The 20,430-nt window shown below is 60.8% G+C and carries 18 protein-coding genes; 2 read left to right on the top strand and 16 right to left on the bottom strand.

Annotation, left to right across the window (positions count from 1 at the left end; all coding sequences use genetic code 11):
* Positions 1-50 precede the first annotated feature (50 nt).
* From lpdA to sdhC, 7 genes are all read right to left on the bottom strand, one after another.
* Positions 51-1,487: a dihydrolipoyl dehydrogenase gene (gene lpdA / locus ASF84_RS17310; protein WP_056840032.1), complete on the bottom strand. Its 1,437-nt coding sequence runs from the start codon at positions 1,485-1,487 to the stop codon at positions 51-53.
* A 174-nt stretch (positions 1,488-1,661) separates the two neighbouring features.
* Positions 1,662-2,879 (bottom strand): 2-oxoglutarate dehydrogenase complex dihydrolipoyllysine-residue succinyltransferase, encoded by a 1,218-nt coding sequence (odhB, locus tag ASF84_RS17315; protein ID WP_056840033.1) that lies wholly within the window; start codon positions 2,877-2,879, stop codon positions 1,662-1,664.
* 41 nt (positions 2,880-2,920) lie between these two features.
* Positions 2,921-5,752: a 2-oxoglutarate dehydrogenase E1 component gene (locus tag ASF84_RS17320; protein WP_056840034.1), complete on the bottom strand. Its 2,832-nt coding sequence runs from the start codon at positions 5,750-5,752 to the stop codon at positions 2,921-2,923.
* A gap of 257 nt (positions 5,753-6,009) precedes the next feature.
* Entirely contained in the window at positions 6,010-6,714 is a 705-nt protein-coding gene (locus ASF84_RS17325; protein WP_056840035.1) for a succinate dehydrogenase iron-sulfur subunit, read from the bottom strand.
* A gap of 11 nt (positions 6,715-6,725) precedes the next feature.
* Positions 6,726-8,498, bottom strand: coding sequence for a succinate dehydrogenase flavoprotein subunit (sdhA, locus tag ASF84_RS17330; RefSeq protein WP_056840036.1), 1,773 nt, complete (start codon positions 8,496-8,498; stop codon positions 6,726-6,728).
* 3 nt (positions 8,499-8,501) lie between these two features.
* Positions 8,502-8,870 carry a succinate dehydrogenase, hydrophobic membrane anchor protein gene (gene sdhD / locus ASF84_RS17335; protein WP_056840037.1) on the bottom strand — a complete coding sequence of 123 codons (369 nt, stop codon included), beginning with the start codon at positions 8,868-8,870 and terminating at the stop codon, positions 8,502-8,504.
* Positions 8,864-9,238: a succinate dehydrogenase, cytochrome b556 subunit gene (gene sdhC / locus ASF84_RS17340; protein WP_056840038.1), complete on the bottom strand. Its 375-nt coding sequence runs from the start codon at positions 9,236-9,238 to the stop codon at positions 8,864-8,866. Before sdhC ends, sdhD begins: the two co-directional genes overlap by 7 nt.
* A gap of 365 nt (positions 9,239-9,603) precedes the next feature.
* Here sdhC and gltA point away from each other — a divergent pair, with 365 nt between their 5' ends.
* Positions 9,604-10,893, top strand: coding sequence for a citrate synthase (gene gltA, locus ASF84_RS17345; RefSeq protein ID WP_056840039.1), 1,290 nt, complete (start codon positions 9,604-9,606; stop codon positions 10,891-10,893).
* A gap of 69 nt (positions 10,894-10,962) precedes the next feature.
* On the opposite strand, the gene ASF84_RS17350 is transcribed toward gltA, so the two are convergent.
* The 9 genes from ASF84_RS17350 to ASF84_RS17390 all read right to left on the bottom strand — a co-directional run bounded on the left by ASF84_RS17350 (position 10,963) and on the right by ASF84_RS17390 (position 18,239).
* The gene (locus ASF84_RS17350) at positions 10,963-11,571 is read right to left on the bottom strand and encodes an START domain-containing protein (RefSeq protein WP_056840040.1); all 609 of its coding nucleotides are present in this window, start codon (positions 11,569-11,571) and stop codon (positions 10,963-10,965) included.
* 28 nt (positions 11,572-11,599) lie between these two features.
* On the bottom strand, positions 11,600-11,854 hold the full coding sequence (locus ASF84_RS17355) for a YkgJ family cysteine cluster protein (RefSeq protein WP_056840041.1): 255 nt from the start codon (positions 11,852-11,854) through the stop codon (positions 11,600-11,602).
* 95 nt (positions 11,855-11,949) lie between these two features.
* On the bottom strand, positions 11,950-12,720 hold the full coding sequence (locus ASF84_RS17360; protein ID WP_056840042.1) for a hypothetical protein: 771 nt from the start codon (positions 12,718-12,720) through the stop codon (positions 11,950-11,952).
* A 96-nt stretch (positions 12,721-12,816) separates the two neighbouring features.
* Positions 12,817-14,259, bottom strand: a complete 1,443-nt coding sequence (locus ASF84_RS17365) for an aminotransferase-like domain-containing protein (RefSeq protein ID WP_056840043.1) — start codon at positions 14,257-14,259, stop codon at positions 12,817-12,819.
* Positions 14,260-14,469: 210 nt separating this feature from the next.
* Complete coding sequence (locus ASF84_RS17370; protein WP_056840044.1) at positions 14,470-15,276, bottom strand: OmpA family protein; 807 nt, start codon at positions 15,274-15,276, stop codon at positions 14,470-14,472.
* Complete coding sequence (locus tag ASF84_RS17375) at positions 15,273-15,629, bottom strand: DUF4398 domain-containing protein (protein ID WP_056840045.1); 357 nt, start codon at positions 15,627-15,629, stop codon at positions 15,273-15,275. The genes ASF84_RS17370 and ASF84_RS17375 overlap by 4 nt, the downstream gene beginning before the upstream one ends.
* 10 nt (positions 15,630-15,639) lie before the next feature.
* Entirely contained in the window at positions 15,640-16,458 is an 819-nt protein-coding gene (locus tag ASF84_RS17380; protein WP_056840046.1) for a transporter substrate-binding domain-containing protein, read from the bottom strand.
* Between the two features lie 102 nt (positions 16,459-16,560).
* Complete coding sequence (locus ASF84_RS17385) at positions 16,561-17,490, bottom strand: electron transfer flavoprotein subunit alpha/FixB family protein (RefSeq protein ID WP_056840047.1); 930 nt, start codon at positions 17,488-17,490, stop codon at positions 16,561-16,563.
* Positions 17,490-18,239, bottom strand: a complete 750-nt coding sequence (locus ASF84_RS17390) for an electron transfer flavoprotein subunit beta/FixA family protein (RefSeq protein WP_056840048.1) — start codon at positions 18,237-18,239, stop codon at positions 17,490-17,492. Before ASF84_RS17390 ends, ASF84_RS17385 begins: the two co-directional genes overlap by 1 nt.
* Positions 18,240-18,742: 503 nt before the next feature.
* Here ASF84_RS17390 and ASF84_RS17395 point away from each other — a divergent pair.
* The gene (locus ASF84_RS17395; protein ID WP_056840049.1) at positions 18,743-20,398 is read left to right on the top strand and encodes an electron transfer flavoprotein-ubiquinone oxidoreductase; all 1,656 of its coding nucleotides are present in this window, start codon (positions 18,743-18,745) and stop codon (positions 20,396-20,398) included.
* The last annotated feature ends 32 nt before the right edge of the window (positions 20,399-20,430 follow it).

The raw sequence follows: 20,430 nt of genomic DNA on the forward strand, positions 1-20,430 counted from the left end.
GGCGAACCTCATGGTTCGCGACGGGCATGGCACCGTGGTTTCTTGTTGTCTCAGCGTTTCTTGCGGTTCTGGATGTGGATGGCGCCGCCATTCACTGCCAGGGCCGCTTCGTGCAGCGCTTCGGACAGAGTCGGGTGAGAGAAGACCATCATGCCCAGGTCTTCGGCACTGCTGCCGAATTCCATGGCGATCGCACCCTGCTGAACCAGTTCGGCAGCGCTCGGGCCAATCACGTGGACGCCCAGGACACGGTCGGTCTTGGCGTCGGCGATGATCTTGACGAAACCGCCGGTGTCGTTGGCTGCCAGGGCACGGCCGCTGGCGGCAAACGGGAAGGTGCCGACGTTGACTTCAACGCCTTCGCCCTTCAGGGTCTGCTCGGTCTTGCCGACCCATGCGATTTCCGGGTGGGTGTAGATCACGGACGGAACCAGGTTGTAGTTCATCTGGGCCTTGTGGCCCTTGATGCGCTCAACCACCATGATGCCTTCTTCCGAAGCCTTGTGCGCCAGCATCAGGCCACGGACCACGTCACCGATGGCGTAGACGCCCGGTACGCTGGTCGCGCAGTAGTCGTCGACGTAGATGTAGCCACGCTCGTCCAGGGTCACACCGCTGTCGGTGGCCAGCAGGTCGGTGGTCACCGGGCGACGGCCCACGGCCACGATCAGACGATCAAAGGTGATCTTCTGCTCGCCGTTGGCGTCGGTGTAGGTGACTTCGACTTCGTCGCCGTTGACCTGGGAACCGGTCACGCGGGCGCCGAGCTTGACGTCCAGACCCTGGTTGGTGAAGGTCTTCAGCGCTTCCTTGGCCACGGCTTCGTCAGCGGCTGGCAGGAACTTCTCCAGTGCTTCCAGGACAGTGACCTGAGCGCCCAGGCGAGCCCAGACCGAACCCAGCTCCAGACCGATGACGCCGGCGCCGATCACGCCCAGGCGTTTTGGCACTTGCTGGAATTCCAGGGCGCCGGTGGAGTCGACGATGACGTTCTGGTCGACCGGAGCCGGCGGAATGTCGATCGGACGCGAACCGGAAGCCAGGATCACGTGTTCGGCTTCAATGATTTCAACGGTGCCATCGACCTTGGTCAGCTCGACTTTCTTGCCGGCCAGCAGTTTGCCGTGGCCTTGCAGGGAGGTCACGCCGTTGGCCTTGAACAGGCTGGCAACGCCGCCGGTCAGGCCCTTGACGATGGTGGCCTTGCGGCCAACCATGGTCGGCACGTCGATGGCGACTTCGCCGGTGCTGATACCGTGGACGTTGAAGCTTTTCTTGGCTTCGTAGTATTTCCAGGAGCTGTCCAGCAGCGCCTTGGAAGGAATGCAGCCTACGTTCAGGCAAGTGCCGCCCAGCGCCAGCTTGCCTTCCTTGTCCTGATACTTCTCGATGCAGGCAGTCTTGAGACCGAGCTGTGCAGCCTTGATGGCCGCTACGTAGCCGCCAGGGCCTGCGCCGATCACTACGACGTCGAATTTCTGAGACATATCAAAGAGTTCCTCTTTTAGCTGCGAGCTTCAAGCTGCAAGCTGCAAGCCGGTCTGCGGTGTTCTGCAGTACCGGCCTGCAAGCTGTTGATTAGATGCAACCCATCAGCCCCAGGCTGCACACCGCTGCGCTTCTTACTTGAAGCTTGCGGCGTGCAACCTGCGGCTGCTTCCTCAGATGTCCAGCAACAGACGAGCCGGATCTTCCAGCAGGTTCTTGATGGTAACGAGGAAGGTCACGGCTTCTTTACCGTCGATCAGGCGGTGATCGTAGGACAGGGCCAGGTACATCATCGGGCGAATCACGACCTGGCCATTGATGGCCATCGGGCGCTGCAGAATGTTGTGCATGCCCAGGATCGCGGCCTGTGGCGGGTTGACGATCGGGGTCGACATCATCGAGCCGAAGGTACCGCCGTTGGTGATGGTGAAGGTGCCACCGGTCATTTCGTCGATCGACAGCTTGCCGTCACGGGCCTTCTTGCCGAAGGTGGCGATGCCGCCTTCGATTTCAGCCAGGCTCATGTGTTCGGCGTTGCGCAGGACCGGTACCACCAGGCCGCGATCGCTGGAAACGGCAACGCCGACGTCCGCATAACCGTGGTAGACGATGTCGTTACCGTCGATCGAGGCGTTGACGGCCGGGAAACGCTTGAGCGCTTCGGTCGCGGCCTTGACGAAGAAGGACATGAAGCCCAGGCGCACGCCGTTGTGCGACTTCTCGAACAGGTCCTTGTACTTGGAGCGCAGCGCCATGACTTCGGTCATGTCGACTTCGTTGAACGTGGTCAGCATCGCCATGTTCGACTGGGCTTCGACCAGACGCTTGGCAACGGTGGCCCGTACACGGGTCATCGGTACGCGCTTCTCGGTGCGGTCGCCAGCAGCCACGACGGGTGCGGCAGCAGCAGGCTTGGCAGCCGGTGCAGCAGCCGGAGCGGATTTCTTCGCTTCGACAGCAGCAACGATGTCTTCCTTGGTGATGCGACCATCCTTGCCAGTGCCTTTCACAGCGGCCAGGTTGATGCCGTTTTCTTCGGCCAGCTTGCGGGCAGCCGGAGCCGCGATTGCATCTTCGTCAGCGGCAGCAGGCGCAGCAGCGGCTGGAGCTGCGGCTTGTGCAGGTACAGCAGCAGCCGGAGCGGCAGCAGTGGCGCCGGCGTCCAGGGTGGCAATCACTTCGTTGGAGAGGACGATGTCGCCCTCGCCTTTCACGATCGACGCCAGCACGCCGTCTGCTTCGGCCAGGACTTCAAGAACGACCTTGTCAGTCTCGATGTCGACCAGCAGTTCGTCGCGCTTCACCGCTTCGCCCGGTTGCTTGTGCCACTTGGAAATGGTGCCGTCGGCAACGGATTCCGGGAAAGAGGGGGCTTTGATCTCGATAGCCATTATCTGTAATTCCTTAATTCGGTTTCTAATGCACGAAGGCGTTAAACAGTGAAGGCATCCTGCAGCAGTTTTTCCTGCTGCTCGGCGTGTATCGAAGCGTAACCACAGGCCGGTGCGGCAGAAGCATCACGACCGGCATACTCGAGCACGAGGTTGCGGTTGTGGTTGCCGATGCTGCGGCGCAGGTGGTGCTGACTGCTGTACCACGCGCCCTGGTTCATGGGTTCTTCCTGGCACCAGACCACATGCTTGAGGTTGGTGTAAGGCGCGATGGCCTCCATCAGGTCGTCCTCAGGGAACGGATACAACTGTTCGATACGCACGATGGCGATGTCTTCACGACCTTCGGCACGGCGCTTCTCGAGCAGGTCGTAATAGACCTTGCCGCTGCACAGGACCAGACGCTCGACCTTGGCAGCATCCTGGGTGTCGATTTCCGGGATCACGGTCTGGAACGAGCCATGGGCCAGATCTTCCAGGGTCGAGATGGCCAGCTTGTGACGCAGCAGCGACTTGGGCGACAGGACGACCAGCGGCTTGCGCAGCGGGCGGATGACCTGGCGACGCAGCAGGTGGTAGATCTGTGCCGGCGTGGTCGGTACGCAGACCTGGATGTTGTGCTCGGCGCACAATTGCAGGTAACGCTCCAGACGCGCGGAAGAGTGCTCCGGCCCCTGCCCTTCATAACCATGAGGCAGCAGCATGGTCAGGCCGCACAGACGACCCCACTTGTGCTCGCCGCTGGTGATGAACTGGTCGATCACCACCTGGGCACCGTTGGCGAAGTCGCCGAACTGGGCTTCCCAGATGACCAGCGCGTTGGGCTGGGTGGTCGAGTAGCCGTATTCGAATGCCAGTACGGCTTCTTCCGACAGGAAGGAATCGTACAGGTCGAAGTTCGGCTGGCCCGGCACCAGGTTCTTCAGCGGCACATAGGCGCTGGCGTCTTTCTGGTTGTGCAGCACGGCATGACGGTGCGAGAACGTGCCGCGACCGACATCCTGACCGGTGATACGGATCGGATGACCTTCGAACAGCAACGTGGCGTAGGCCATGGTCTCGGCGTAGCCCCAGTTGATCGGCAAGCCACCGGCCTGCATCTTCTGGCGATCTTCGTAGATCTTCTGCACCTGGCGCTGGACCACCAGACCTTCAGGCAGCTCCAGCAACTTGGCGGAGAGTTCCTGCAGGGTCTTGAGGTCGAAGCTGGTGTCGTGACGCGCGGTCCAGGCATGGCCCAGGTAAGGACGCCAGTCGACGAACAGCTCGCGGTTCGGCTCCTTGACCAGGCTCTTGACCACGTGCTGACCGTTGTCCAGCGCGTTGCGGTAGTCGTCGATCTTGGCCTGGACACCAGCCTCGTCGAATACACCCGACTTGATCAGTTGCTCGGCATACAGCTCACGGGTGGTGCGCTGCTTGGTGATCTGCTGGTACATCAGCGGCTGGGTGCCGCTTGGCTCGTCGGCCTCGTTGTGGCCGCGACGACGGTAGCAGACCAGGTCGATGACGATGTCACGCTTGAACTGCATGCGGTAGTCGATCGCCAGCTGGGTGACGAACACCACCGCTTCCGGATCGTCGCCGTTCACGTGCAGGATCGGCGCCTGGATCATCTTCGCCACGTCGGTCGCGTACTCGGTGGAGCGTGCGTCCAGCGGGTTGCTGATGGTGAAGCCGACCTGGTTGTTGATCACGATGTGCACGGTGCCGCCGGTCTTGAAACCGCGGGTCTGCGACATCTGGAAGGTTTCCAGGACCACGCCTTGGCCGGCAAAGGCAGCATCGCCGTGCAGGGAGATCGGCAGAACCTTTTCGCCGCTCGAATCGTTGCGGCGATCCTGGCGGGCACGAACGGAACCTTCGACCACCGGAGAAACGATCTCCAGGTGCGAGGGGTTGAAGGCCATGGCCAGGTGGACTTCGCCGCCTGCGGTCATGACGTTGGAAGAGAAGCCCTGGTGGTACTTGACGTCACCGGAGCCCAGCTCGACCACTTTCTTGCCTTCGAACTCGTCGAACAGCTCGCGCGGGTTCTTGCCGAAGGTGTTGACCAGTACGTTCAGACGGCCACGGTGGGCCATGCCGATCACGACTTCCTTGACGCCATAGGAACCGGAACGCTGGATCAGCTCGTCGAGCATCGGAATCAGGCTTTCGCCGCCTTCCAGGCCGAAACGCTTGGTGCCCGGGTACTTGGTGCCCAGGTACTTTTCCAGGCCTTCGGCCGCGGTGACGCGCTCAAGCAGGTGGGCCTTGTTCTCGGCGGAAAACGCCGGGCGGCCGCGTACGCTTTCGAGGCGCTGCATGAACCAGTTGCGCTGTTCGGAATCCACGATGTGGGCGAATTCGGCGCCGATGGTGCGACAATATGTCTGCTCCAACGTCTCGTGGATTTCACGTAGGCTCGCTTCCTCCTTGCCGATGAACAGGTCGCCGGCACGGAAGACGGTGTCCAGGTCTGCGTTGGTCAGGCCGTAGTGGTTGATCGACAGATCAGCCGGTACGGGACGCTGCCACAGCCCCAGCGGGTCGAGCTGGGCCGCCTGATGGCCGCGTACGCGGTACGCCTGGATAAGCCGCAACACTTCAACCTGCTTCTTCTCGTGCTCGCTGCTCACGCTGCCGGCGGATACCGGTTGAGCACGGCGCTGGTTTTTGGCCAGCAACACGAAATGATCGCGAATTGTCGAGTGCGATACATCGGTGGCAGCGCTGCCGGCAGTCGGCAACGTCTGAAAGTAGGTGCGCCATTCATCTGGCACAGCGTTAGGGTCGTGCAGGTAGAGCTCATAGAGCTCTTCCACATAGGCAGCGTTACCACCGGAAAGGTGGGCACTGTTCCACATGCGCTGCATCACGCTTTCTTGCATGCTTGGTCACCCTCGGTAAGGGGACACCACCGGCGAAGACCCAAAGCATGCCTGAGACGGTCGTGTGCAGCGACCAAAACAAGTCACCAAGGATCACGCAGATAGTCCGGGTACCAGCCCGGATGCCCCTGCTGGTCTCATTTCTTCAAAGTTAGAGCGGCAGCCTTGCGAGCCACGACTCTGGTTAGACCGTGGCGCGGGGTTTGCCCGCGCCACGGCAGCTTGCGGTACAGCGGTGTAGCGGTTACAGCGATGTATCAGACACCGTTGCTGAGCAGCATGTTGCGTACGTGACCGATTGCCTTGGTAGGGTTAAGGCCCTTCGGACAGACGTTGACGCAGTTCATGATGCCGCGGCAGCGGAACACACTGAACGGATCGTCCAGCGAAGCGAGACGTTGAGCGGTGTGCGTGTCGCGGCTGTCAGCCAGGAAGCGGTAGGCTTGCAGCAAGGCTGCAGGGCCCAGGAACTTGTCAGGGTTCCACCAGAAGGACGGGCACGAGGTCGAGCAGCAAGCGCACAGGATGCACTCGTACAGACCGTCGAGCTTCTCGCGCTCTTCCGGGCTTTGCAGGCGTTCGATGGCCGGAGCCGGCGTGTCGTTCTGCAGGAATGGCTTCACCTTCTCATACTGCTTGTAGAAGATGCTCATATCGACGACCAGGTCACGAATGACCGGCAAACCAGGCAACGGACGCAGGACCAGCTTGTTGCCCTTGACCACGGCCGACAGCGGCGTGATGCAGGCCAGGCCGTTCTTGCCGTTGATGTTCATGCCATCGGAACCGCACACGCCTTCGCGGCACGAGCGACGGTACGAAAAACCTTCGTCCTGTTCCTTGATCAGGGCCAGCACATCCAGAACCATCAGGTCCTTGCCACCGGTGTCGACGTTGAAGACCTGAGTCTTGGGCGCCGAGTCGGTGTCAGGGTTATAGCGATAAACTTCGACTTTCAGCATAGCGGCCATCCTCAGTAAGTCCGGATTTTCGGTTCGAACGCCGGTACAGTCTTCGGCGCGAAGTTGACTGAACGCTTGGTTACCCGCTTGTCACCCGGGAAGTACAGGGTGTGGCACAGCCAGTTTTCGTCGTCGCGGTCTTCGTAGTCTTCACGGGCGTGAGCGCCGCGGGACTCTTTGCGGGCTTCGGCCGCGATGGCTGTGGCTTCAGCGACTTCCAGCAGGTTCTGCAGCTCCAGCGCTTCGATGCGCGCGGTGTTGAAGGCCTGGGACTTGTCGTTGATCTTGACGTTGGCGATGCGCGCACGCAGGCCTGCCAGTTGCTCGATACCCTTCTGCATGTATTCGCCGGTACGGAATACACCGAAGTAGTTCTGCATGCAGCTTTGCAGCTCGCGACGCAGGGTCGCCACGTCTTCACCGTCGGTGCGCGAGTTGAGCGCATTCAGGCGACCCAGCGCACGCTCGATGTCGGCCTCGGTGGCTTCGTCGTACTGCACGCCATCGGACAGCGCCTTCTCGAGGTGCAGGCCGGCGGCACGACCGAACACGACCAGGTCGAGCAGCGAGTTGCCGCCCAGACGGTTGGCACCGTGAACCGATACGCACGCCACTTCACCGACCGCGAACAGGCCTGGAAGGATCACGTCCTTGCCGTCGGCGTCCTGGGTCATGGCCTGGCCATGAATGTTGGTGGCCACGCCACCCATCATGTAATGGCAGGTCGGGACGACAGGAACAGGTGCCAGGACCGGGTCGACGTGAGCGAAGGTCTTGGACAGCTCGCAGATGCCTGGCAGGCGGCTGTGCAGCACTTCCTCGCCCAGGTGGTCGAGTTTGAGCATCACGTGGTCGCCATCAGGGCCACAGCCGTTGCCGGCGATGATTTCCTTGACCATGGAACGGGCCACGACGTCACGACCGGCCAGGTCCTTGGCGTTGGGCGCGTAACGCTCCATGAAGCGCTCGCCATGCTTGTTGATGAGGTAACCACCCTCACCACGGCAGCCTTCGGTGACCAGTACACCGGCGCCGGCGATGCCGGTCGGGTGGAACTGCCACATCTCGATATCCTGCACCGGCACGCCGGCACGCAGGGCCATGCCCACGCCGTCGCCGGTGTTGATCAGGGCGTTGGTGGTGGAGGAGTAGATACGGCCTGCACCACCGGTGGCCAGTACGGTCGCCTTGGCGCGAATGTACGAGGTCTCGCCGGTTTCGATGCAGATGGCGATGATGCCGACGAAGTCACCATTGGCATTCTTCACCAGGTCGACGGCATAGTATTCGTTGAGGAATACGGTGCCGGCCTTCAGGTTGCCCTGATACAGGGTGTGCAGCAGCGCGTGACCGGTACGGTCGGAAGCGGCGCAGGTACGGGCAGCCTGGCCACCCTTGCCGAAGTCCTTGGACTGGCCACCGAACGGACGCTGGTAGATACGGCCGGTTTCGGTGCGCGAGAACGGCAGGCCCATGTGGTCGAGCTCGAATACGGCGGCAGGACCTTCCTGGCACATGTATTCGATCGCGTCCTGGTCACCGATGTAGTCCGACCCCTTTACGGTGTCGTACATGTGCCAGCGCCAGTCGTCGTTCGGGTCTGCCGAAGCGATGGCGCAGGTGATGCCGCCCTGGGCCGACACGGTGTGCGAGCGGGTCGGGAATACCTTGGTGACCACGGCGGTCTTGTGACCGCCCTGGGCCAGTTGCAAGGCAGCGCGCATACCCGCGCCGCCGCCACCGACGATGATGGCGTCGAAAGAAAGTGTGTTAGTGCTAGCCATTGATCAGATACCCCAAAGAATCTGCACGCCCCAGACGAAGTAGGCGAACATCGCAACGCCGCATACGGTCTGGAAGAGGAAACGTACTGCAGTTGCCGATTTTCCCAGCGCCATTGGCGTCAGGTAGTCGGTGGCGATGGTCCACATGCCGACCCAGGCGTGAGCGCCCAGGGCAACGAGGGCCAGCAGACTGAAGATACGCATCCAGGTGGTCGAGAACAGCTCGTGCCACTGGGCATAGCCGAGACCTGGGTGGGCGACGAGGTAGCCGATCAGGAAGATGAAGTAAGCCGCGAGCACGACCGCAGACACCCGCTGCGCCATCCAGTCGTACAGACCCGAGCGGGAAAGGTTAGTGACGTTGGTTACCATATCCAGACTCCCGCCAGCACGATCAGTACCACAGAAACGACGATTACGATTTTGGACCCCAGCTTGCCGCCTTCCAGCGTCTCGCCGACACCCGCGTCCATGATCAGGTGGCGCACGCCGGCCACCAGGTGATACAGCAGGGCAGACAGCAGGCCCCAGATAACAAGCTTCGCCAGCGGGCTGGTCAGACACGCTTTTACTTCACCGAAGCCTTCCTCGGATGCCAGCGACTTGTCCAATGCATAGAGCATGATGGCAATGCCGACAAACAGGATGACACCGGAAATACGGTGAAGAATGGACGTGTAAGCAGTGACTGGGAGCTTGATTGTCCTTAGGTCTAGATTTACAGGTCGTTGGCTTTTCACGGCTTTTTTTTCACACTGAAGAGCCCCTAACAGGCAAGGGCAAGTTGTTGGGAAGTGCACTGGTCAGGTACCCACCACCCACGAAGTGACGACCACCTGGAGCGGGCTCTAAAGCCCATGGCAGTCGGACGCCGAGTATAGACAGTTAGGCTATTAATGACAACGCGCAGACGGCCCGCCAACGGCGGATTGCGCGGCTGACATAAAAGGCGTAGAGGAGTAGGAATAATACGAAAATTCCGGTGGCCCGAAGCGCTTTGGAACACGACTTTAGGCAAATTGACTTTAGGATTTATCTCACTATAGTGATGCGGGCCCTGCGTGGGGGGCCTGTCTGATGATTTGAAGCATAAATAGGAGGCCATATGGCTGACAAAAAAGCGCAGTTGATCATCGAGGGCAACGCCCCCGTCGAGCTGCCCATTCTGACCGGCACTGTCGGTCCCGATGTGATCGATGTGCGCGGACTCACTGCCACCGGCCGCTTCACCTTCGACCCCGGCTTCATGTCGACCGCCTCTTGCGAGTCGCAGATCACCTACATTGACGGTGACCAGGGTATTCTGCTGCACCGTGGCTACCCGATCGAACAACTGGCCAGCCAGTCGGACTATCTGGAAACCTGCTACCTGTTGCTCAACGGCGAATTGCCGACCTCCGAGCAGAAAGCCCAGTTCGTTGCCGTGGTCAAGAACCACACCATGGTGCACGAGCAGCTCAAGACCTTCTTCAACGGCTTCCGTCGCGACGCCCACCCGATGGCCGTCATGTGCGGCGTTGTCGGCGCCCTGTCGGCGTTCTACCACGACTCGCTGGACATCAACAATCCGCAGCACCGTGAGATTTCCGCGATCCGCCTGGTCGCCAAGATGCCGACCCTGGCCGCGATGGTCTACAAGTACTCCATGGGCCAGCCCATGATGTACCCGCGCAACGACCTGAGCTACGCCGAAAACTTCCTGCACATGATGTTCAACACCCCGTGCGAGATCAAACCGATCAGTCCGACACTGGCCAAGGCCATGGACAAGATCTTCATCCTTCATGCCGACCACGAGCAGAACGCCTCGACGTCCACCGTGCGCATGGCCGGCTCTTCGGGCGCCAACCCGTTTGCCTGCATCGCAGCCGGTATCGCGGCACTCTGGGGCCCGGCTCACGGCGGCGCCAACGAAGCCGTGCTGACCATGCTCGACGAAATTGGCGATGTGTCGAACATCGACACCTACATCGCCAAGGCCAAGGACAAGAACGACCCGTTCAAGCTCATGGGCTTCGGTCACCGCGTCTACAAGAACCGCGACCCGCGCGCCACCGTGATGAAGCAGACCTGCGACGAAGTGCTGGCCGAACTGGGCATTCACAACGATCCTCAGCTCGAACTGGCCATGCGCCTGGAAGAGATCGCCCTCACCGATCCTTACTTCATCGAGCGCTCGCTGTACCCGAACGTCGACTTCTACTCGGGGATCATCCTCAAGGCGATCGGCATTCCAACCAGCATGTTCACCGTGATCTTCGCCCTGGCGCGGACCGTCGGCTGGATCTCGCACTGGAAAGAAATGCTCTCCAGCCCATACAAGATTGGCCGTCCACGCCAGCTGTACACCGGCGAAACCCAGCGCGACCTCAAGCCGCTGCAGGATCGCAAATAAGCTGCAGACGCTGCATACAACAAAGGGCTGCCCGTGGGCAGCCCTTTGTTTTGGCGTCGAAAAAAGAAATCAGGGCCTGGCCGCCCTCTCCTTCAATGCCTTGAGCGTATTGAACGGCGCATCGACCACAAACTTGTTGGACAGCCATGAAGGAACACTGCCCCCCGGATCAGTGTGCACCTGATAGGTCACTTCAGTGCGCCCGGCGCCCTTGGGCGTCATCTGCCAGAACCCTTCGACCCTGGCCACACGCTGATACCCCTTCTCTTCCGGCAGATAGGAAGGCTGCCCCTGCAAGGTTCGCTTGATCGAGCCATCAGCCTGCTGTTGCGTCGTCACCAGCAGCACCGAATCGCGCGGCGTGACTGGCCACGGCGTCTTGAATCGACTGTAGGTCCAGGCCTTGTCACCTTCGTGCTTGAGCAGCTTCTGTGATTCGCACTCGTAGATCCAGGCACAGGCACCTGACACATCCTCCTGCAGCGCACGCACCCGATCGATACCTGCCTCCACCGTGGTCACACCACGATAAGCCTTGTACTTGGAACCGGGCACCTCGCTGAGCCAGACCTTGACCCCTCCCTCATCCTTGGCCAATTGCCAGTCCTCGGCCTGCGCGCCACTTCCGAGCAGTACAGTTACACCACATGCAACAGCCAGCCGATACAGCAACGTCATGGGTCATTCCTCATCATAGAACCTACCGTCACGCTGCCGTGACCTGTTCCCACCAGCCGATCAGGCGAATGGCATCGGCCCGATCAACCCCACAGACATCCTCGGCCGCCTTGAACTGACCGCACACTTCAGGCCGCTCAGGCTTGCCGAACAGGCCGCAGAAAAACTCGACCGTCAGGTGCAGGCAATGAACGCCCGCCGGCTTGCCCTCGGGCATGCCAGGGATAGGAGAAGTGATGGAGGGCGCAATGCAGCAGGCACCACAACCGGAACGGCAGTCCATGACGCGATTTACCTTGAAAGTCAGAAAGAGAGAATAACGGTATTGCCCTTACCCACAAGCACTTGAAAATGCCATAGCAGGCGGCAAACCGGGCGTTACTGCTTGAACTTGAAGTCCAGCGCCGCGCCTTCGACGTCACGCCGGCTTTCGTTGCGCATCTGTAACTGCATTTCATTGCTCAGCAAGCGGCCATTGAGTTCGAAGCCATTGGGATCCTGGCTATCGGCCTTGTCGCCAAACATGGGCGGCAACAGCGGCTTGCGCCGCGCAGTGATGACCTTGGGCGGCGGTTCGAGCCCTTGCACCAGCTCAGGCGGCAGGCTCAGGTCCAGGCGGGTCTTGCCCAACCCGGTCTCCTTGGCCACGGCAGCAGTCTTTTTGGCTGACTGGCGCTTTTGCACTTGCTCATCGCGCTTGGCGGTGGTCTTGGCCACGGACCTGGCCGCTGCAGGTTTGGCTTGCTCGCCTGCCACAGGGGCCTTGGCGACCTTGACGGCCTTGTCCGAGTGAATCTCGGCAGGCTTGGGTGCCACGCCGGAGTCCCCCTTGCCGATCACCACAGGCACCACCGGTATATTGGGTGTCAGCTGATGCACGGGCGCTGCAGGCGCGTCCACCACTGAGCCGGTCACTGCCTCAGCCACCGGTTTGTCGAGCGTCGATGACACTACCGGCGCCGCGGGCATGGCGGGCGCCGGCTCGACGACAGGCGCCGAGGCAGCAGAGGCCGAGGCAGCGGGAGCAGAGGCCGGCGCAGCATTCTGTGCGGCTTGGGTCTTTGGCTTGGGCACCACAGGCTCTTGCGGCTTGTCACAGGCGCCCAACAACACAAAAACCAGCAATCCGAGGCAACGAAAAGCATTCATAGGCAGACAATTGGATAGGCAGAAAGCCACATGCTGTCCTTTTGCAGCGCACATGACAAGCATCGGCCCGATCACCGGAGCAAAAACCTGTTTCGCTCAGTAACCGTTTGCGGTCTCCTGGCACAATTGTCGGGCCAGCATCCCCAGTGTCATCAGCGCCCGCTCTGCCTCGCGGTTCCAGGGCATGCCACAGTTGATGCGAATGCAGTGATTGAACTGTTCTGTATTACTGAAAATCAATCCCGGCGCGATGCTGATGCCCTGCTCAAGTGCCCTGACGTGCAATTCCTGGGTATTGACCCGCCCCGGCAGGCTGACCCACAGGATAAAGCCCCCCACGGGGCGACTCATTTGCGTGCCCTCGGGAAAGTACTGCTGCACCGCCAACTGATAGGCACTGAGGTTCTTGCGGTACTCCACGCGGATATAACGCAGGTGGCGGTCGTAGCCGCCATTTTCCAGGTAGGCCGCCACCCCCATTTGCGTCACGCTGCACGCCGAATGCGTACTGAACGTCTGCAAGCGCTGGATCTCGCCATGAAACTTGCCGCCCGGAATCATCCAGCCGATACGCACGCCCGGCGACAGCGTCTTGGAGAAGCTGGAGCAGTAGATGACCCGATCCTGACGATCATAGGCCTTGAGCGCCTTGGTGCGGCCGATTTCAAACATCAGCTCGCCATAGATATCGTCTTCGATGACCTGGATATCGAAGTCCGCGACCAGCCGCAGCAGGTTCTTCTGCCGCTCTTCGGGCATGGTGGCGCCCAGCGGATTGCTGGTGCGCGCGGTCAGCACCAGCGCCTTGATCGACCATTGATTGGCCGCCAGTTGCAGCGCCTCCAGGCTGATGCCGGTCACCGGATCGCTGGGGATCTCGATGACCTTCAGGCCCAGCAGGTCAGCCAGTTGCAGCAAGCCATAATAGGCTGGCGATTCGGCCGCAATCAGGTCGCCAGGCCGGGTCACCACGCGCAAAGCCATCTGCAGCGCATCGACGCAGCCGTGGGTAATGATCACTTCGGACGGATCGACCACCACGCCAGCATCACGCATACGAATGGCCACCTGACGACGCAGCGGCTCGAACCCCGGGCTGAACATATAGCTGAACGCCCGGGGGCTGTGAAACCGTGTGACCTTGGCCAATTGCTGGTGCAGGGCGCGCACCGGCAAATAATCCACATGCGGCACGGCGGCACCCAGGGCAAATACCCCTTCACGGCGCGACTCGACCAGCACCTGCTGGATGATGCTGCTGCGAGTGACCAGGCTGGGCCTTTCAACCCGCGCAATATCGGGCGTGGAGGCCGTCAGCGCCGGGGTCTGGTGCACGTAATAGCCTGATTGCGGACGCGCACGAATCAACCCCTGGTCTTCGAGGTTGGCATAGGCTTGCAGGACCGTGGCGTGGCTGACGTTGAGCTGCGAGCTCATCTTGCGCACCGAAGGGACGCGCTCGCCAGGCTGATAGACGCCACGACGAATATCTTCGGCCAGTTGTTTGGCGATACGTTGGTAAAGCAACAAATTGGTCATCAAGCAGCCTCACAACGACCGATAATTTTTTATTGTTGGGGGAAAAACAACCAGAACAGTTTGAAAGTGTACTGGGACAGTTCTTCCGGATGCCGAACATTGTGCACGCTGACAGAAAATATTGGCAGGCATAACCGCCAAAAAAGCCAGCTTATGAGCCAAAAAAAGCCCGACACCTTTGCAGGATGGCGGGCTTTTTAAACAAATGGTTCAACGAGGCTCGCTGAGCACCCCTTTATCGTCGGAAAAAACGATCTCCACTCGTCGGTTTTGTGCTCGCCCACGCTCGCTTGCATTCACATCCACAGGGAATTGCTCACCATAACCTTCGACCTGAACCCGCTTTTCGTTGACTCCCAGGTCAATCAGCATATCGGCCACCGACTGGGCACGCTCCCTGGACAGTTTCAGATTGCCCTGCCGGTCGCCGGTGTTGTCGGTGTAGCCTTCGATACGGATCACGCGCCGCGGATTGAGCTGCAAGAACTGCACGACCTTGAGCACGGTGCGATTGGCCGACGTCTTGAGTTCCGTATCACCTTCATCGAACAGCATATCGCCCAGGGTCATGACCAGGCCGCGATCACTTTGAGTGGTGGCCAGGCTGAAAATCTGGTCTTCCAGCCACTTGCCCTGGCGCTGCACGCTGGCCAGCTTGACCTCACGCAACGCCAACTGCAGGCGCTGACGCTCCAGATCCATTTTCGCCAGACGCTCTTGCGAGAGCATCAGATTGCTGTGCTCACGTGCGATTTCGCTGTAGCGGCGGCTCAGGTAAGCGTAGTGCCTTACATCCTCGCCACTGCCGACATAGCTGGACAGCCGCTCGGCGCGCGCCAGCGATTCACCGGCACGAATGACATCCTTGGGCGCACTGCGCAGCACGTCGGTGTCTTCCTTGACCTTCTGGAAGTCGGCGCTGGCCGCTTGCAGCGCCTGATCGCTGCCAGGCTGGCTGGCGCAACCACTCAGGCCCAACAGCAAGCAGGCACCCAGCACAGGGGACAAACGCTTCATTGGGCCTCCTTCAATTGCTTGCGCAGACGCTCGAGACGGGTTTCAAGTTGCGCACGCTGCTCTTCACTCTTGAGGGTCAGCACGCGGGCCTCCGCCAGCCGGGCATCGAGTTCGGCCTGCTCGGCCTGCATACGCGCCTGCTTATAAGACTGCGCCAGCATGTCGGCACGCGCCTGAGCGAACTTGGTGGTCGCCTGCTCCATCGCGGGCTGCTCTTGGGCATCAGCCCCAACGGCCCTGGCCTGGTGCAAGGCCTGCTCGGTCAGTTTCATTTGTTCGGACGGCGCCGGATCACTGGCACAGCCGACCAGACCGACAGTTGCCATACAGGCACACAGAAAACGGATTTTCACAAAAACATTCCTACTGTTTTGAGACAGGTGCCAGCAACTGGCTTTTCCACACATCCAGATTGCGCTTGACCGCTTCATCGGCCAGGCCGGAAGCGGCCGATTCTGTCATCTTTTTCACCAACTGTCCGTGCAACCACGGATCAAGGCAGGCCGAATTGAATGACAGCGCCAAGTGAAAACCCGGCTTGTCGACCACCACAGGCAATGCCTGCAGCGTGGCAGCCAACCCCAGCGTCTGCACCAGCACCATTGCGGCATAGCGCCCGGCCAGTACATAGTCCACTTCGCCCAACACCAGTTTTTGCAGCGCTGCGGTCAACCCGGACGTGTGCTGCAGTTGCAACTCACCAGCCGCAACGCTTTCGAATTCCGGGGTCAGGCGGGTGCGCTGGGAAACGGCGCCGGCAAGACTGTGCAAGTCTTCAATCGCCTGTATATCCGCTTGCGTGCCTGTGCGCACCCAGACCACGATCTCGTTGTAGGTCGCGGCAGGATGGATATAGTCGAAACGCTCAAGCCAGGCGGTATTCAATGACGCATCGGCCAGCATATCCATACGCCCGCTGCGCACCTCTTCCTGGGCCTGGGCGCGCTTGCCGCCGTAGAGAAACTCCACATCAATGCCCAATTCGCGCAGTGCCTGACCGAGCAGATCGGCATTGGCGCCCATCAAGTGCCTGGGGTCTTGCGGATCACGCCACATATACGGCGGCGAATCCGGGCTGCCGGTGACAATCAGCCGCTCGCACTTACCCGCAGCCCAACCCGCTGCAGACAACATCATGACGCCCAGCAACACCGTGGCCCGCAATGATCGTGAGACTCGCATGCAACCACCCCTTGATAACAGAAACGCAAAAGCCCGCCGGGCCCGGCCATGCTTGCACATGGACCGGACACAGCGGGCTTTTTCAGCGCATGAAAACCTGGGTCAGACCAGCTTTTCCAGCTCCGGGATGGCTTCGAACAGGTCCGCGACCAGGCCGTAGTCGGCCACCTGGAAGATCGGTGCCTCTTCGTCCTTGTTGATCGCCACGATCACCTTGGAGTCCTTCATGCCGGCCAGGTGCTGAATGGCACCGGAGATCCCCACCGCGATGTACAACTGCGGCGCGACGATCTTGCCAGTCTGGCCGACCTGCATGTCGTTGGGCACAAAGCCTGCGTCGACGGCGGCACGCGAAGCGCCCACGGCGGCACCGAGCTTGTCGGCCAGGGCGTACAGGTGCTTGAAGTTCTCGCCGTTCTGCATGCCGCGACCACCGGAGACCACCACCTTGGCAGCGGTCAGTTCAGGGCGGTCCGAGGTTGCCAACGCTTCGCTGACAAAGCTCGACTTGCCGGCGTCGTGTACGGCGCCAACGGCTTCGACGACAGCCGAGCCACCTTCAGCGGCCACCGGGTCGAAACCGGTGGCGCGCACGGTGATGACCTTGACCGCCGCCGTGGACTGGACGGTAGCGATTGCATTACCGGCGTAGATCGGACGCTGGAAGGTGTCGGGCGATTCGACCGAGACGATTTCGGAGATCTGGTCGACATCCAGGTGTGCCGCCACACGCGGCAGGATGTTCTTGCCGTTGGAGGTGGCCGCAGCCAGGACGTGGCTGTAGTTGGCCGCCAGTTCGACCACCAGCGGCGCGACGTTTTCCGGCAGCAGATGCGCGTAGGCGGCATTGTCGGCCACCAGCACCTTGGCGACGCCTGCGATCTTTGCAGCGGCCTCGGCTACGGCAGCAACGCCCTCGCCTGCAACCAGCACATGGATGTCGCCACCGATTTTCCGGGCAGCCGCCACCGTGTTAAGCGTGGCAGGCGCCAGGGCGCCCTTGTCGTGTTCAGCGATAATCAGGAGGGTCATTAGATTACCTTCGCTTCGTTCTTCAGTTTCTCGACCAGTTCGGCCACCGATTTGACCTTGATGCCTGCACTGCGTGCAGCCGGGGCTTCAACCTTGACCGTCTTGTTGGTCGAGGCAGTGGAAACGCCCAGCGCTTCAGGGGTCAGGGTCTCGATCGGCTTCTTCTTGGCCTTCATGATGTTGGGCAAGGAGGCGTAGCGTGGCTCGTTCAGGCGCAGGTCAGTGGTGACGATCGCCGGCAGGCTCAGCGAAACGGTCTGCAGGCCGCCGTCGATCTCGCGGGTCACGGCAACCTTGTCGCCCTCGATCTCGACCTTGGACGCGAAGGTGCCCTGGGCGTAGCCGCTCAGCGCCGCCAGCATCTGGCCGGTCTGGTTGTTATCACTGTCGATGGCCTGCTTGCCAAGGATCACCAGTTGCGGCTGCTCCTTGTCGACCACAGCCTTGAGCAGCTTGGCGATGGCCAGCGAGGTGAGTTCTTCGGCGGACTCGACCAGCACGCCACGGTCGGCGCCCAGCGCCAGCGCCGTGCGCAGTTGTTCCTGAGCAGTGGCAGGCCCCACGCTGACCACGACGATTTCGCTGGCCACGCCTTTTTCTTTCAGACGCACGGCCTCTTCCACGGCGATTTCGCAGAAAGGGTTCATGGACATCTTGACGTTGGCCAGGTCGACGCCGGAGTTGTCCGCCTTGACGCGAACCTTGACGTTGTAGTCGACCACTCTTTTGACAGCTACAAGAACCTTCATGGATTCCTCGTTACTCTCCGGTGAATAGAAGTCGCCCGGACAGGGCCAGGCGATTGAAATGCGTCCTCAACAAGCAATCCTGGGAAGCGCAGGCACGGCGCCTGCCGTCCAGCCCCCGATTTGAGGCCGATTAAAGCCGGCCAATGGTCTTCGGGGTGTGTAAAATGCGCGCCACGACAGGCATCTGTTCATGGCCTGCACCGTACTTGCCCCATGCCTTTTACAGGTCTGGCCGGACCGCAGTCGGGCCTTGGGCAAGTACGAAACCGCCCGTATCTTGACCGCAACCTTCCGGACGGTCAATAAGACATATCCGCCAGTCACGGGTCCCGCCACTAGGATTTATAAGGCCTGCGGCCATTTCAAACAAACGTTTGTATTGGACCTGCACAGTGGTGTAGATATAATGCCTTCCTTTAAAAGAAGCCGTGAATTCAATGCCGGGCGCATTGTTTATCGCCAGCGTTTATAAAAACACCGTGAGCCTTTGTAGGAGATAGCCTGTGGAACGCGAATACATGGAATTCGACGTCGTGATCGTCGGAGCCGGCCCGTCCGGGCTTTCTGCCGCGTGCCGCCTGAAGCAGAAGGCTGCCGAGGCCGGTCAGGAAATCAGCGTCTGCGTTGTGGAAAAGGGCTCCGAAGTGGGTGCACACATCCTGTCCGGCGCGGTCTTCGAGCCGCGCGCCCTGGATGAGCTGTTCCCTGACTGGAAAGCCCTGGGCGCGCCGCTGAACACCCCCGTCACCCGCGACGACATCTACGTGCTGCGCAGCGAGCAGAACTCGATCAAGGTCCCGGACTTCTTTGTGCCCAAGGCCATGCACAATGAAGGCAACTACATCATCTCCCTGGGCAACCTGTGCCGCTGGCTGGCCCAGCAGGCCGAAAACCTCGGGGTCGAGATCTATCCGGGCTTTGCCGCTCAGGAAGCGCTGATCGATGAAAGCGGCGTGGTGCGCGGCATTGTCACCGGCGATCTTGGCGTGGACCGTGAAGGCAACCCCAAGGACGGCCTGTACACCCCCGGCATGGAATTGCGCGGCAAGTACACGCTGTTCGCCGAAGGCTGCCGTGGTCACATCGGCAAGCAACTGATCAAGCGCTTTGCGCTGGACAAGGACGCCGACGTTCAGCACTACGGTATCGGCCTCAAGGAGCTGTGGGAAATCGATCCGGCCAGGCATCAGCCAGGCCTGGTGGTGCATACCGCCGGCTGGCCGCTGGATAACGACAATGCCGGCGGCTCGTTCCTTTATCACCTTGAAAACAACCAGGTGGTGGTGGGCCTGATCGTCGACCTGTCGTACAGCAACCCTTACTTGTCGCCCTTCGACGAATTCCAGCGCTACAAGCATCACCCGGTGGCGAAGCAGTACCTCGAAGGCGGCAAGCGCATCAGCTACGGCGCCCGCGCCCTGGCCAAGGGCGGCTACAACTCGCTGCCCAAGATGGTCTTTGCCGGTGGCGCCCTGATCGGCTGCGATCTGGGCACCATGAACGCGGCGAAGATCAAAGGCAGCCACACCGCCATGAAGTGCGGCATGCTCGCCGCCGACGCCGTGGCCGAGGCGCTGCTGGCCGGCAACCAGGGCGGCGATGAACTGACCCGCTACACCGAGTCGTTCAAGGCCAGCTGGCTGTATGAAGAGCTGTATGCGGCCCGCAACTTCGGCCCGGCCCTGCACAAGTTCGGCGCCATTCTCGGAGCCGGCTTTGCCTTTGCCGAGCAGAATATCTTCAAGAACAAGCTGCCCTTCACCCTGCACGACACCAAGCCTGACTACGCCTGCCTGAAGCTGGCCAGCGAGTCGAAGAAAATCGACTACCCCAAGCCCGACGGCAAGCTGAGCTTCGATAAACTCAGCTCGGTCTTCCTCTCCAGCACCAACCACGAAGAGGAACAACCCTGCCACCTGAAGCTGATCGACCCAAGCATTCCGATCGCCAGAAACCTGCCGATGTACGATGAGCCGGCCCAGCGCTATTGCCCGGCCGGCGTGTACGAAGTGGTGACCCAGGAAGACGGCGAGAAGCGTTTCCAGATCAACGCGCAGAACTGCGTGCACTGCAAGACGTGCGACATCAAGGACCCGTCGCAGAACATTGTCTGGGTGACACCGGAAGGCGCAGGCGGGCCGAACTACCCCAATATGTAAAACCTTTTCTCGGCTCAAGCCACGCCTGCGCA

Source organism: Pseudomonas sp. Leaf127, assembly GCF_001423155.1.
GTDB lineage: Bacteria > Pseudomonadota > Gammaproteobacteria > Pseudomonadales > Pseudomonadaceae > Aquipseudomonas > Aquipseudomonas ovata.

Bases quoted from the DNA above. Each gene is read 5' to 3' on its own strand.
- sdhA (WP_056840036.1), bottom strand. From the start codon at position 8,498: ATGGCTAGCACTAACACACTTTCTTTCGACGCCATCATCGTCGGTGGC.
- ASF84_RS17320 (WP_056840034.1), bottom strand. From the start codon at position 5,752: ATGCAAGAAAGCGTGATGCAGCGCATGTGGAACAGTGCCCACCTTTCC.
- ASF84_RS17380 (WP_056840046.1), bottom strand. From the start codon at position 16,458: ATGCGAGTCTCACGATCATTGCGGGCCACGGTGTTGCTGGGCGTCATG.
- ASF84_RS17370 (WP_056840044.1), bottom strand. From the start codon at position 15,276: ATGAAGCGTTTGTCCCCTGTGCTGGGTGCCTGCTTGCTGTTGGGCCTG.
- ASF84_RS17390 (WP_056840048.1), bottom strand. From the start codon at position 18,239: ATGAAGGTTCTTGTAGCTGTCAAAAGAGTGGTCGACTACAACGTCAAG.
- sdhD (WP_056840037.1), bottom strand. From the start codon at position 8,870: ATGGTAACCAACGTCACTAACCTTTCCCGCTCGGGTCTGTACGACTGG.
- ASF84_RS17365 (WP_056840043.1), bottom strand. From the start codon at position 14,259: ATGACCAATTTGTTGCTTTACCAACGTATCGCCAAACAACTGGCCGAA.
- odhB (WP_056840033.1), bottom strand. From the start codon at position 2,879: ATGGCTATCGAGATCAAAGCCCCCTCTTTCCCGGAATCCGTTGCCGAC.
- ASF84_RS17350 (WP_056840040.1), bottom strand. From the start codon at position 11,571: ATGACGTTGCTGTATCGGCTGGCTGTTGCATGTGGTGTAACTGTACTG.
- ASF84_RS17325 (WP_056840035.1), bottom strand. From the start codon at position 6,714: ATGCTGAAAGTCGAAGTTTATCGCTATAACCCTGACACCGACTCGGCG.
- ASF84_RS17360 (WP_056840042.1), bottom strand. From the start codon at position 12,720: ATGAATGCTTTTCGTTGCCTCGGATTGCTGGTTTTTGTGTTGTTGGGC.
- gltA (WP_056840039.1), top strand. From the start codon at position 9,604: ATGGCTGACAAAAAAGCGCAGTTGATCATCGAGGGCAACGCCCCCGTC.
- lpdA (WP_056840032.1), bottom strand. From the start codon at position 1,487: ATGTCTCAGAAATTCGACGTCGTAGTGATCGGCGCAGGCCCTGGCGGC.
- ASF84_RS17385 (WP_056840047.1), bottom strand. From the start codon at position 17,490: ATGACCCTCCTGATTATCGCTGAACACGACAAGGGCGCCCTGGCGCCT.
- ASF84_RS17355 (WP_056840041.1), bottom strand. From the start codon at position 11,854: ATGGACTGCCGTTCCGGTTGTGGTGCCTGCTGCATTGCGCCCTCCATC.